Below are 12,205 nucleotides of genomic sequence, written 5' to 3'. Positions count from 1 at the left end.
TGACTTTCTCAATAGTAGTCTGCCGCATAAGTTCATCTTAGTCATGTAAATAGGCCCCAAGTTTCACTGAGGAAATCACCCAAAATTAGAAAGATTCGTAGGCCTAGCGATGGTCGGCCAATAAAAAGCGAATGTAAAAGCTCTTTTCAATTCTGATAACATACTAGAGCCTCATTTGAATCCCAAAGAGCGGGTCGATTACCAGAAAACAGCTTTGCCCGCTTGCCTGAGTTGAGGTATCAATTCGTTAACAGCAATATCACTCAGCGGATTTCCCTCGATATGCAGTCCGTTTCCCGATGTCGAATCGTATTTCAGACCCCCATTTTCCAGCAGCGGTGAAAGGTCGCTGACCTCATTGTCGATAAGGTTGAGATATGCCAGACTGTCGATATCTGCCAGCGGCCTCAGGTCGCTGATCTGATTATCTGAAAGGTCAAGATTTTCAAGCCTGGTCAGATTCTTAAGCGGAGAGAGGTCGCTGATTTGATTTTCGCTTATTGTAAGGCTTGTCAGATTGGTCAGATTTGCCAAAGGAAAGATATGGCTAATCTGATTCTTGCGAAGGTCAATCCTCACCAGATCGGCCAGGTTTGATAAAGAAGACAGGTCGCTGATCTGACTGTCGTACAGGCTGAGTTCGGTGAGATGGGTTAAGTGAGAGAGAAACGAGAGGTCGCTGATTTCAGTCTCTCCCAAGTGAAGTCCCTGCAATCCCGTCATTGCGCTTAATGGGGAGAAATCGTGCACATGGCTGACGTATATGGACAGGTAATTCAAATCAGGTAAATTCGAAAGCGGAGAGAGGTCAGTGATATCACAATCTTGAAGCATTACTGATTCAAGATGGGAGAGACTTGAAATTGGGGAGAGGTCATCAATTTTTGCGCCGCAGATTATCAGTATCCTCAATGAGGTAGATTGGTCGAGCCCTGTCAAGTCTAAGACCTCTCCGTATTCCTGCGATGGCCCCTTGTCTCCTAAAATGGACAACGCCGTCATGTTCCTGATGTCGCTTTTGTGGATAGGTCCGCTGGACTTTCCTATTTGCTGGCGGACACTGTCCTCAATCCGGGAGTCAGGCAACGTCACTCTATTGGTATTGTCCCACCAGAGAACTGCACCGGAACCAAAGGCAAAGATAAATGTTAAAGACAGAAATACTATGGCCAGTTTTTCCATACTTCACCTCACATATCTGTAGAAAGGTTTTCAGCCTGCTATCGTGTGACTTCCACGCCTCTTTCCTCAAGCTGAGGAATATAGACACCAACCGAAATCCCGTTCAAGGGATTGCCCGTCAAATCCACGGTATCAGGATCAGGGCTTGGCTTATCCCCAGAACCGGGAACGTTTGCATATTCGATCCCCAATCCGTCATTCAATAATAGCGGCGAGAGATCGCTGATTTCATTACCCTCAAGACTCAGGGATTCCAAATTGGTGAGGCTTGCCAGAGCTGAGATATCTCCGATCTTATTGTCATTAAGACTCAGATATTTCAAATTAGTGAGGTTTGCCAAGATAGAGATATCACTGATCTGGTTCCCCAGAAGACACAATGATTCCAAGTTGGTGAGCCCGGCCAGCGGCGAAATATCGCTAACGTTATTTTCCAGAAGTGCCAGATCGGTCAGACCTGTTAGGTTGGCCAGTGGGGTAAGGTCACTGATATTATTCACCCAAGCTTGAAAGTGAGTCAGGTTCTTCAGATCGGCAATGGGAGAAATATCGGTAACCTCATTTCCGATGATATCGAGGTAAGTCAGCTTGGAGAGGCTCGCTACCGGCGAAATATCGGTGATATTGTTTCTGGAGAGCATGAGCATCTCAAGATTGACACAGTATTCCAGTCCGCTGAGATCGGTGATACCTGCGTTGGAGCCCCAAATGTATCTGATCTTTGCCAGATTGGATTTGGAGATATCCCCCAAGTTTTCCCCTGTCTCCATCCCGTATGAGTAAAGAATCGCTCTTTGAAGCCTGGGATCGGGAATAAGCGACTGATCTTTCTCAAGGGCAAAAGAGACGGACGCGAACGCCAATGCCGCCAGTATAATCCCGATGCTGCCTGCCCAAACGGATCGTCTGATCTTCATAATTTCACCCCCACTCCAAAATTATCACGCCCTGGCCCTTATATCATTGGCGGCAGCACCGAATAAGCCTGCAAGCTTACCCTATCTTCAGCGCAGACTAAGGAATCTGTGCTGATTGAATGTTCTACCGCCAGTTCAGGGGTTTCCCCAGGCGACGGGCATATGTTAAATGCAATCCCTCACACGGTTTGAGCGCTGCCACCCATGACTGAATGCGCCTGATGTGCCACACTGTGTTTACCGCATGGTGTAAGCCTTCGGTAGTAACTTTTTTGGGAACGGGGTGTCCGATGAATCCCAAATGGATCACAGGAATAGCCATACTATCTCTGGCCATAACAGTGCTGACATTTCATGTCTATATCGACAGCGAGCCGAAACCAGTGGTGGAGGTTTTCTCCGACATGATCGGCGGTTCCGATCTTGATCCGGACGCGTGGTCATACACAGGCGATCTCTTGAAGCTTACTGACCAAGACGGGCGGTGCGAGAATCCAGTCTGGTCCCCCGACGGTGCAAATATCGTCTTTGAATGCGATGGCTGGATCTACATTGCCGATGCGGACCAGGGGAGTGTTCGCCAATTGGCGGAAGGTTTCGATCCTGCCTTTTCACCCGCCGGTGATGAAGTGCTGTTCGTAAGGCCGATCGAGCGGGACAAGAAAAACCCTGACTATAGAGCCAATGGCATCGAGGTTTTGTCAGTCGGCATTCATGACGAAAATGTTCAGAGTGTAGCGAGGTTGGATGATGTCACAATCGTGAGAAATGGCGATTCCAAGCCCCTCAATGATTACCTTGTCTGGAGCTCCTCAACGAAACTGGCTGTTCTGCAGATTTTAGAAGACCCCACATCACGTCCTTGGATATCGCGTCTTGCGATATGGGATATCCGGAGCGGTGAGCTCAAATACATCTATTCCGATACGCCTTCCTGGCTGCCCTCCTGGAGTCCGGATGAACAGAAGCTGGTATGTGCATGGATTCCTTATGAGGAATTCGGGGAAGGGAAAAATCCAAAGCCTGATCTCTGGCTCATAGATAGCGAAACGGGCAACCTCAGCAGGCTGACGAATACGCCGGATATTGCCGAAGACAACCCGTTGTGGAGCCCCGACGGTTCGAAGATCGTTTTTACCTCACATGACTTTAGCATGGAGAGGGGTTTTATGGGCAACGGCCTGGATCGAGGTCAAGACATCTGTACAATCAGACCCGATGGAACTGACCGAAACGTGATCACCAACCGGAGTGTTCCGGGTTGGATGATGCAGTATGAAAACCAAGACGTTTTGGCATGGCATCCCGATGGTTTGTCGGTAGCCTATTTCTCCTGGGGATTAAGGGCCGGTTCTGAAAACACAGCCGAGTTATCCCAGGAGCTGTGGGAAATCGGGCATGTTCAACATGAACCTGACGGAGGAATGGGGGTAGATAGGTTCAGATATCTGATTCAGATGCCTCTCAAAGACGGCTTCCTGGGAGATATCAGTTGGAGCCCCAGCGGAGACAGGATCGCTTTTGAATGGACTCCTTGCGAAATCATAGTCGACCCTGATTCTATGTTCGGCATCCACTTGCAAGTCCAACATAATAGCGCGCCGAATCAATACATCTACGTACTCGACGTACCTGAAAAATGAGATGAAGGTCCCCCTGACGAGGTTGTTGAACAGCCGTTTCCAAGCGGCTTCCCGATGTTGAGGCCAGGCTACGTCATCGGCGAGAAGTTCATGTTCTTCATTTGCGACATGAACTGGCGCAACCAATTGTGCGTCTGAATGCGGCGAGGATTGGTTGGATATCCGGCAGATATTTCCCACAGGTATGTCCTCTCTACTCCTGTCGACCTTCTTCTGCTTTTGATGGCTCTTGGTGTTCCGCTCCTGGCATCATTGCTTTCACCTTCTGTTTGTGGTATACCTCTTCTGTACGACGTCTAGGCCCAAGAGCTGGGATGAGCCGTGGTTCTTATTCTGCCGACAAAACACCAGACTCCGGTCTGGTGATGGATAGGCTGCCGAAGGCGCACGGCGATTGGACGAAGGTCAAGAGCCGTGTACCCAAGAAGCCCCCAGCTCCTGCTGGGGGAGATTCACTGGCATGAGCTCGCCGATGCGACTTTAGCCAGGCCTTTTGGCCGGGAATGATGTGATCTGAAGGAGAACAGAAAATGAATTTGAGATGGATCCTAACGGCTTTGCTTTTGATGATGATCTTGCCCATCGCCGGATGCGGTGACGACTCTGAAGGAAGAGATATTTCCTTGGCAAGCGCTATCAAAGCAATGGAGGAGAATCCCCGCTTCAGCATCTTCAGGAGCGAGGTCGGCTCCGGGGAAGAGGTATCTTTTGACCGGCCTGCCGATGAGCCTCAAATCGAGTTCGTCCTCCCCGACAGATTCTCTTATTATGAAGAAGATGCCTATGATATCTACTCATACAATATCGCCATTGGCAACGATATATATGTCTCAGAAGATGGCGTCTATTGGGAGGAAGTCTGGGGAACCGGCGGCGACTTCAACTATGCGCTGAGCAATCCGTACAAGTATCTGAAACACGCGCTGAGTCCGGTCGAGGTGGGAAGCGAGACGATCGACGGAAAACCGTGCCGGGTCTTTGAGGCCGAACTGGATGTTGAAGGCTGGGCAAAGGACAACCTGCCATCAACAACGATGTGGGTTTTCATTGATTGCCCTCCAGGCGACGGAGAATCCGATATGGCGCTGGTGGAGTCGCTGGGATATGAATTCTTGGATAGACCCGATGGGCCGATACTCAGCGAAAACACCTATATCGAACTGAACTCCACCCAAGGCTGCTACTTCCAGGCTCAGGTTAGGAATGCCACCGAACTCACCACGGAATTGAAAGCGGAGTTCATCCAGATCGCAGAAGCCTTCGGCATGAGAGGGTGCGATTTCGATAATGCCGAAGTGAGCGTCCATGGGGGAGAGGAGTATATCTCCGGTATAACAAAAGACATCTCAAGCATGGGGCTTCGTATCTATGTGGACGAGGAAAGCGCCTTGCCGCGACTGATAGAAACGGAACAGCGGCTGGAATCCTCTCTGGGAGTGGAAAAATACCCGGGTGCCATCGGCATCAACTACGATGAGAACATCCGCATCGAGAAACCGGAAAAAGTGCTGTACGAAAGAAAGGCCGAAGGGTTATACAGCAGTATCCAGAATACAGGGGGCGAATTGCAACAACTGCTACGTGTTTTCAAGGATGCGCACGGGGTCTTCCCGGAGCGCCTCGATGCCGAATCGATGAGCGATACCCTGAAAGCCCTCTCCCGCGAGTGGCCTGGTAATGCCCTCACCGGCGAGCCGGTGGTTCAAAAGGAAAACAGCCCCGGAGATTATTCTTATCGTCCGACTGAAAATGGCAGCCTCTATGAGCTCATTATCTACGATTACTGGGCCGATCCGATCCATGTCGGCATCCGCGCCGAGGAACTAGAGGCCACAGAAGAGACGCCGCCAATACGGACAATAGAAGCAATAATAGCTGGCCGCGAGATCCCGGATGCGCTCAATGCCCTCGTCCCTTCAAAAGTGCTGCCGCCGCTGACGGAGGCGGAAAAGAACCGGGCTGTGGAGATTGCCATCACCGATATGGAGGTCTTGTCGCTGCTTGAGGATACCGATCATGCCGTCTGGGATGTCTATCCCCATTACTCGGAAACAGCTCAGAAGGCGGCACAGGTGATCGTCACTTATTTTCTCCATCCCTACAAAATCGATTTCGGCGCGCTCAGCGTCACCGTGGACCTTGAATCGGCCAAGGTGATGCAGGTCACACCGATGCCCGAAAACCTCTCCAGGCTGATTAAAGAGAAACTTTATGAAAAAGAAAGGAGACCTTTTCCTGAACTTCCATGGGAAGACCCGGAAAAGCAGAGTGAAGCAAAGGGGATGGCACTGGCCGATCCCACCATCCAGGCCATTGTCGAGGGTTCGGAATATGTCATCACCGATATTTTTATTAGCTCCAACGGACAGGCCTCTCTCCAGATACGATTCTTTGCACCCAAGCAGTTTGCAGGGATAAGCCAGCCGCTAAACGATGTATCCGTCAATGTCAATCTTGACGAAAGCTCAGTCGCCCTCGCGCCGATGGCTCTACCGCCTTCGGCATTGCCGACAACCGGAGAAGATACCACCGGAAATTACTCTTTGAGCCAAGAGCAACAGGAGTTCGCCATTCAGGTCGCCCTCGTTGATCCGCGCGTACAGGATTTGTTGCAGAACAGGGAATATGAAATCTGGAATGTCATTCCGTATTACTACTCACCCGGTCCCGGCGAGTCCAGTGTGTTCATGGGAGCAGGCCCGGAGATCAGACTAAAGGAAGAGTGCATCATCGAATACGACTGGCCGTTCGTCCGGTACAACGACGACGGGACGATCGCCGAAAAGACTTATCATTCGGCAACACGAGTGAAATCGCTTCACATCTTCGTGCATTTTGCCGAAAAGAGAGTCATTGAAATAAGTCCCATGCCGTTCTAGAAAGGAGCATCTCATGAAAATTCACATCTGCGTTCTGCTGATTCTGATGACAATCTCTATTCTACCCCTTGTTGGCTGCGGCGAAAGCGAGTCACAAGAACAGACGACAGACCCTGGAGCAATAATTGAAAAAGCGGTGGTATCTGGCAGCTCAGTGCAATCCTATAGGGCTGTTTTTGACACCTCGTCGACCTTTGATGGTGAAGCGGAGAACAATGTATCTCAAATCGAGTTTGTGGCCCCGGATCAATACCGCCAGACCTCGACCGATAAGGACGGCACAAGCGAAAACATCAGAATCGGAAATATAGTCTATAGCCGGGACAGCGACGACGCCTATTGGGGATTCCGCGAAGAGGAATCCCCAATAGAGTTCCCTCCACCGGGTCCAGGACTTTTCGTTAGAAGCGAGTTCTCAGATTATGTTGATAAGGTCAACTGGGGAGAACTTACACACGAAACCATCGACGGCACCGAGTGCCTTCACTTCTCCGGTGAAGTCGATATGAATCTGGTGGTTGATGATCAGATAATCGATATCGAAAAAGAGCAAGGCGAACTTAATGCGGAACAGCTTCGCTACATGGACCAGATGCGCCGGAGTGAACAGACCATAGAACTCTGGATCGGGACAGACGATTACATTGTTCGCCAGGAGAGGAGCGTCTCCAGATCACTGGACCCATGGCGTGCAGATGAAGAAGAGCGATGGTTCGATGCGACCATGCTCATCCGCTATTATGACTTCAATGCGCCAATCTCGATAGAGGCCCCGGCTGACGCCAAGCCCTGGGATGATTTGATGGTGCCCACGCCGGTCCCTGAAAAAACAACACCGTAAACCGCTCAAATCTTAACAGAGACTTAACTCCCTCTGTGTTTTAATATATTTGGCTGTACAGTCAAGTAACAAAAACGGAGGAAAAAGATGATCAAAAAGAAGGTGTTTGGCATTGGCCTCGGTCTGGTCATGGTAGTTGGAGCGGCCACAGGGGCGGTCGCTCTTGCTGACGGTTCGCAGAAGAATCACCTGGGTCCCGTAGAAATAAACGGGGTTACCATTGAAGAGTCAGGGGCGGACGATATCCAGGAAGTTGGTGTCACTCAGCTACCGGCTGATTCGATCGTATGGGATTCTCAGGTGAATGCTGAGTCAGAGCCCTTGGAATCGCCAGCTACTTCCGGGTGCATCTGCACTTTCAGCGTAGTCGATGGAGAAGTTTCGGCGCTCTCATCTGAAGATGAAGCCGTTACTGTCACTGTCGTGAGTTCTGCAGCAGGAGATGTAAAAACGGGTCAAATCAGGGTTCAGTTTCCTGATAATTGCATCTGTCCTTGCATGTCACCGGAACCCACAGTCACCCCCTATGGTGACCGTATCTATTCCTGTGGGTTAAGCGATGGCCAGCGAGCATTCTCAATCCTTGAAGCAACCCCTGAACCATGCCCCACCGCCACTCCCTATCCGGAAGCTACACCCAGCAGGGCTGGGGCCGATTGACAGACATGTCTCTCCCTGGTCTCTCTTGCCAGGAGACCGGGGAGATTTGAGGTTAAGAGGTTGGCCCTGATTCAGACCCTCTGCTGAGTTGAAACGGAGCGACAGATTGCGAATACTCATAATTGAGGACGAGATCGATCTTGCCAATATCCTTGCCGAAGGACTTCGGAAACAAGGATATGCTGTGGACGCTGTTTTTGACGGCAACCATGGCTACGAACATGCAGCCATCAACGACTATGATTTGTTGATCCTGGATCTGAATTTGCCGGGAATGGATGGCTTGGAAATCTGCCGCCGATTGCGGATCAGCCGACCCAATCTGCTGATTCTGATGGTGACCGCCCGCAGTCATCCCGCTGACAGGATTACCGGACTCGATATCGGGGCAGATGATTATCTGGCCAAGCCTTTTGATTTCGGCGAGCTTGTTGCTCGTGTGCGTGCGCTGTTGCGGCGAGACCTGCGAGTGCGGGATACCGTTATTCAATTGGGAAAACTTAAACTTGATCCGGCGTCCAAAATCGTCTGGCATGATAAATGCCGGCTTGAGCTTACCCGTAAAGAATTCGGCATCATGGAATACCTCATGCGTCATCCCGGAGAAATCATTTCGCAGGAGAAATTACTGGAGCATGTCTGGGATGCTGAAGCCGATCCCTTCTCCGGTTCGGTACGCGTCCACATTCACTCTTTGCGGCGGAAGCTCAGCGGCAATGGAACATCATCGGAATATATCGAAACCATCGTGGGGCAGGGATACAGGCTTGTCTCATCTTCTTTCACGGAGGATACATTATGAATCGAGGTACTTCCGTCCTGAAATCAGTAAAGAGAAGGCTTACCTTGAGGGTGCGGCTGGCGCTCTGGGTGACGGGGCTGTTGCTGGCAATCAGTATCGGATTATTGGTTCTGGTCAATGTGGCGACTCCGTTCACGACGACCAAAACTCATGTGATGACAGGGCAGATACCCGTCACAGTGGTGACAGCTCAAGCCCCGGAGGGGATGGGTATTCTTTTTGGAACTTCATCAATTGTACCAAGCATGGTAGTAGAGGGAGAGGACGTTGCCCTTCCGCCAGAGTCTGTGACTGTCACTTTCCCTTCGGGGACTACCTTCCCTTCAGAGGCGGTTTACCAGACCTCTCCTTCTTCTCCCGATGAGGTGGGAGAATCGCAATCCTATACCATCACCTTCCAGCCCTCTGCCGTGGAAAGGATAACTGGGGTTTCAACCTCAGCCGTTCGAGAGGATGTCTTTCATGAAATGCGTGTTATCTCACTCATCGGGCTGGGAGTAATTGTGCTGCTCGGCGGGCTTGGCGCTTATTGGCTGGCCGGACGGGCTCTCCGCCCGGTACAGAAACTCGCTCAAGCGGCTCAAGGCATTAACGCCCAAACGCTCGATACACGCCTCAATCTGAAAGGCCCGGAGGATGAACTCAAGCAATTGGCTGGTTCCTTCGACTCCATGTTGAATCGCTTGGAGTCTGCATTCGAACAGCAGGGCCGGTTCGTTGCCGATGCAGCCCACGAATTGCGGACACCCCTGGCCACATTGCGCGCGAGCCTGAATGTTGTCGGCGCCGATCCCAATGCCACAACTGAGCATTACCGTGAGATGAGTTTGACGCTGGAACGAGCACTCACTCGATTACAGCGATTGGTGGATGATCTTCTTCTGCTGGCAACGGAGGAACGCTTTCTTCCTGATACCCCAATTGTTCTTGAACCGCTCCTTGAGGAAGCTCTGCTCGATCTTAAACCGCTGGCAGACCAGCATTCGGTGAACCTGAAACTTACCAGCAACACAAGCGGTGATGGCCTGATGACGCGAGGAGATTCGGGACTGCTGAGACGAGTCTTCCAGAATCTCCTCGAGAACGGAATCCGCTATAACAGATCAGGTGGAGAAGTTGCAGTAAATGTTTCTGAGGAGGGAGAGTGGGCAATGATCGTCATAGAAGACAGCGGCATAGGCATTGCACCGGAACACTTGCCTCATATATTTGAGCGGTTCTACCGCGCGGATGGTTCGCGGGCCAGGAACAGTGGCGGAGCCGGGTTGGGCTTATCGATTGCCGCTTATGCCGTAGGGTTGCACAAAGGCCAAATCGAGGTAAAAAGCACTGTTGGTGTTGGGACTACTTTCATCGTAAAGCTGCCTCTCTGTGCAGCATAAGTTTGAGGCCCATACGCTTCGTCCTTTTAGAAGGCTATGCGATCTACCATCTGCTGAGTTCTCGATGCTGGAGAGAGCGGGACCCTTGACATCATAGCGAGGCGCTTTGGTGCCTGATTGCCTACGTTTACCCGATACCCCACAAGGCAATATTGCCGGTTTTGTCCGGTTTTGATGGCCCCAAGCATTATAGTAAGTGTGGGGAAAAGGAGACGCTGTTCGTGGATGAAGCCCGGATCATAGAATCGATACGCCAGGGCAATACCGACGCGTTTGAGGAAATCGTGGAGCATTATCAAATGCCGATCGTGCGTTATCTATATCGGTTGAGCGGTGATTTCGGTGTGGCACAGGACCTCGCTCAGGACACCTTTTTCCAGGCATATCGCGGCATCGACAGTTTCAATTCACCCATTTCGTTCAAGGCATGGCTGTACCGGATTGCTACCAATAATGCCGCGCCAGTATTATCGCCGAAAGCGCCGTATTTCATTTATCCCATTCAGCGATTATGGGAGACAGGATATTCCGGCGAAGGATTCCGCTCCAGAGAGGGTCGAACAGCAAATGGCCATCGAAGAGTCTTTGTTACAGGTTCCTTACGATCAGCGGAATTGCATGGTGCTTCACTTTGTTGAAGGATTCAAGTACGCAGAAATCGCCCGGATTATGGGCATCTCCGAGGAAGCGGTTCGCAAGCGAGTGGCCAGGGGAAGCCAGAGATTTCGAGCGGCTTATGGAGCAAATTCGGGGGGTAACGGAGAATGAGATGCGCTGAGATGAAGGAACTCCTCTCCGCCTACGCCAATCGAGAGTTGACACCGGAAATTCAAGGGTTGGCGGATAGACATCTGACGAATTGTGCCGGATGTCGGCAAGCGCTTGCGGCTTGGACCGAGGTTAAGCAACAGCTAGCTATCCTGAAGGAAATCCCGAAATTCTCGGACCTCAGAAAAACTACGATGTCACGGCTAAAGGAATCAGATCATAGTCGCGTTTTCAAGGCAGATTCAAAATTAGCAAAAGGAGTAAAAATGGCGCAAGAATTTATCTTCCAATCCAAGTGGAGAATCGCCGTCGGGAGTGCGCTGGTAGCAGTGGTAATTGCGCTGATCCTTATCCTGCCTTCCTCCGGGGGATACAATACGGCCCTGGCATCGGAGATCGCCCGGAACAGCCCGGATGTTCAAGCGGCTTTTGGGGGCGATGAAGTAACCGTTCTTCAGGTGGTGGAGGAGAATAATATTGTCGTCTGCTCATCGGAGATGCGGCCACCCATAGCTGTCAAAGTGGATCTGAAGTCGAAAACGGTTGTTGCCATCAGCGAGGTCAAGCTGCCGGAACTGACGGATGCGGAAAAAGAGAGGGCCATCGATTTGGCCAAATCCTCAATCATGATTCAGCCTCCTATTGACGAAGCCGCCATACTGAGTGTTGAGGTCTACCCGATCTTCATTTCCGGGACAGTGGCCACCGAAATCGGGGAGATTACCCTGATTCCAGGACCCAAGATGGCCATCGTCAGGTTCGATCTTGAGGGAGATCCTTCTCGGGTGACGGCCAAGGTTGATCTCGATGCTGGAATGGTGAAAGAGGCCGAAATGTATGGGCCGTACTCGGATGGAGGTACACCTTCGTCTGTAGCGGCTGTGGCCGTCACAGTTGCCGAGGAGGTGAGTAGATACCCACGGGCAAGCCCGTGGCACTTTTACAGTTCAAGCTTCGCTTGACCTGAATCCTGGCTTTCCTGCCAACGAACATATTTGATGATCCTTGGCGTTCCTGCAAAAAGGTAGCGCCTTGGTATTGAAGCTGATATTGGGATGCGATAGACTCAAGTTGAGGCTATTCGACTTGAGGTGAAGGGATGTTCAGAGAGAACCACAGGCATAAGCAGAC

General features: G+C 51.1%; 11 protein-coding genes. 8 read left to right on the top strand and 3 right to left on the bottom strand.

The window, feature by feature from the left end:
- Nucleotides 1-198: 198 nt before the first annotated feature.
- Nucleotides 199-1,182 carry a leucine-rich repeat domain-containing protein gene (locus PHV74_02355; protein MDD5093206.1) on the bottom strand — a complete coding sequence of 328 codons (984 nt, stop codon included), beginning with the start codon at nt 1,180-1,182 and terminating at the stop codon, nt 199-201.
- A 38-nt stretch (nt 1,183-1,220) separates the two neighbouring features.
- On the bottom strand, nt 1,221-2,099 hold the full coding sequence (locus tag PHV74_02350; GenBank protein ID MDD5093205.1) for a leucine-rich repeat domain-containing protein: 879 nt from the start codon (nt 2,097-2,099) through the stop codon (nt 1,221-1,223).
- 290 nt (nt 2,100-2,389) lie between these two features.
- Here PHV74_02350 and PHV74_02345 point away from each other — a divergent pair, with 290 nt between their 5' ends.
- The 6 genes from PHV74_02345 to PHV74_02320 all read left to right on the top strand — a co-directional run bounded on the left by PHV74_02345 (nt 2,390) and on the right by PHV74_02320 (nt 10,306).
- Complete coding sequence (locus PHV74_02345) at nt 2,390-3,742, top strand: hypothetical protein (GenBank protein MDD5093204.1); 1,353 nt, start codon at nt 2,390-2,392, stop codon at nt 3,740-3,742.
- 530 nt (nt 3,743-4,272) lie between these two features.
- Nucleotides 4,273-6,621, top strand: coding sequence for a hypothetical protein (locus PHV74_02340; protein MDD5093203.1), 2,349 nt, complete (start codon nt 4,273-4,275; stop codon nt 6,619-6,621).
- A 13-nt stretch (nt 6,622-6,634) separates the two neighbouring features.
- The gene (locus PHV74_02335) at nt 6,635-7,462 is read left to right on the top strand and encodes a hypothetical protein (GenBank protein MDD5093202.1); all 828 of its coding nucleotides are present in this window, start codon (nt 6,635-6,637) and stop codon (nt 7,460-7,462) included.
- Between the two features lie 87 nt (nt 7,463-7,549).
- Nucleotides 7,550-8,122: a hypothetical protein gene (locus tag PHV74_02330; GenBank protein ID MDD5093201.1), complete on the top strand. Its 573-nt coding sequence runs from the start codon at nt 7,550-7,552 to the stop codon at nt 8,120-8,122.
- 106 nt (nt 8,123-8,228) lie between these two features.
- Entirely contained in the window at nt 8,229-8,924 is a 696-nt protein-coding gene (locus PHV74_02325) for a response regulator transcription factor (protein MDD5093200.1), read from the top strand.
- On the top strand, nt 8,921-10,306 hold the full coding sequence (locus tag PHV74_02320; protein ID MDD5093199.1) for an ATP-binding protein: 1,386 nt from the start codon (nt 8,921-8,923) through the stop codon (nt 10,304-10,306). Before PHV74_02325 ends, PHV74_02320 begins: the two co-directional genes overlap by 4 nt.
- A 26-nt stretch (nt 10,307-10,332) precedes the next feature.
- On the opposite strand, the gene PHV74_02315 is transcribed toward PHV74_02320, so the two are convergent.
- Nucleotides 10,333-10,599, bottom strand: coding sequence for a hypothetical protein (locus PHV74_02315; protein MDD5093198.1), 267 nt, complete (start codon nt 10,597-10,599; stop codon nt 10,333-10,335).
- Between the two features lie 160 nt (nt 10,600-10,759).
- Between PHV74_02315 and PHV74_02310 the strand changes: the two genes are divergently transcribed.
- Both PHV74_02310 and PHV74_02305 read left to right on the top strand, forming a co-directional pair.
- Nucleotides 10,760-11,074, top strand: coding sequence for a sigma-70 family RNA polymerase sigma factor (locus PHV74_02310; GenBank protein MDD5093197.1), 315 nt, complete (start codon nt 10,760-10,762; stop codon nt 11,072-11,074).
- Nucleotides 11,071-12,036, top strand: a complete 966-nt coding sequence (locus PHV74_02305) for a zf-HC2 domain-containing protein (GenBank protein MDD5093196.1) — start codon at nt 11,071-11,073, stop codon at nt 12,034-12,036. Before PHV74_02310 ends, PHV74_02305 begins: the two co-directional genes overlap by 4 nt.
- The last annotated feature ends 169 nt before the right edge of the window (nt 12,037-12,205 follow it).

The organism is Dehalococcoidia bacterium (assembly GCA_028711995.1).
Lineage (GTDB): Bacteria > Chloroflexota > Dehalococcoidia > SZUA-161 > SpSt-899 > JAQTRE01.
Note: the sequence above shows the minus strand (reverse complement) of the source record. Positions and strands in the feature narration are given on the sequence as shown.

Excerpts from the sequence above, each read along its gene's own strand:
- PHV74_02355 (MDD5093206.1), bottom strand. The coding sequence starts at position 1,182 with ATGGAAAAACTGGCCATAGTATTTCTGTCTTTAACATTTATCTTTGCC.
- PHV74_02350 (MDD5093205.1), bottom strand. The coding sequence starts at position 2,099 with ATGAAGATCAGACGATCCGTTTGGGCAGGCAGCATCGGGATTATACTG.
- PHV74_02345 (MDD5093204.1), top strand. The coding sequence starts at position 2,390 with ATGAATCCCAAATGGATCACAGGAATAGCCATACTATCTCTGGCCATA.
- PHV74_02340 (MDD5093203.1), top strand. The coding sequence starts at position 4,273 with ATGAATTTGAGATGGATCCTAACGGCTTTGCTTTTGATGATGATCTTG.
- PHV74_02335 (MDD5093202.1), top strand. The coding sequence starts at position 6,635 with ATGAAAATTCACATCTGCGTTCTGCTGATTCTGATGACAATCTCTATT.
- PHV74_02330 (MDD5093201.1), top strand. The coding sequence starts at position 7,550 with ATGATCAAAAAGAAGGTGTTTGGCATTGGCCTCGGTCTGGTCATGGTA.
- PHV74_02320 (MDD5093199.1), top strand. The coding sequence starts at position 8,921 with ATGAATCGAGGTACTTCCGTCCTGAAATCAGTAAAGAGAAGGCTTACC.
- PHV74_02315 (MDD5093198.1), bottom strand. The coding sequence starts at position 10,599 with ATGCTCCACGATTTCCTCAAACGCGTCGGTATTGCCCTGGCGTATCGA.
- PHV74_02310 (MDD5093197.1), top strand. The coding sequence starts at position 10,760 with ATGCCGCGCCAGTATTATCGCCGAAAGCGCCGTATTTCATTTATCCCA.
- PHV74_02305 (MDD5093196.1), top strand. The coding sequence starts at position 11,071 with ATGAGATGCGCTGAGATGAAGGAACTCCTCTCCGCCTACGCCAATCGA.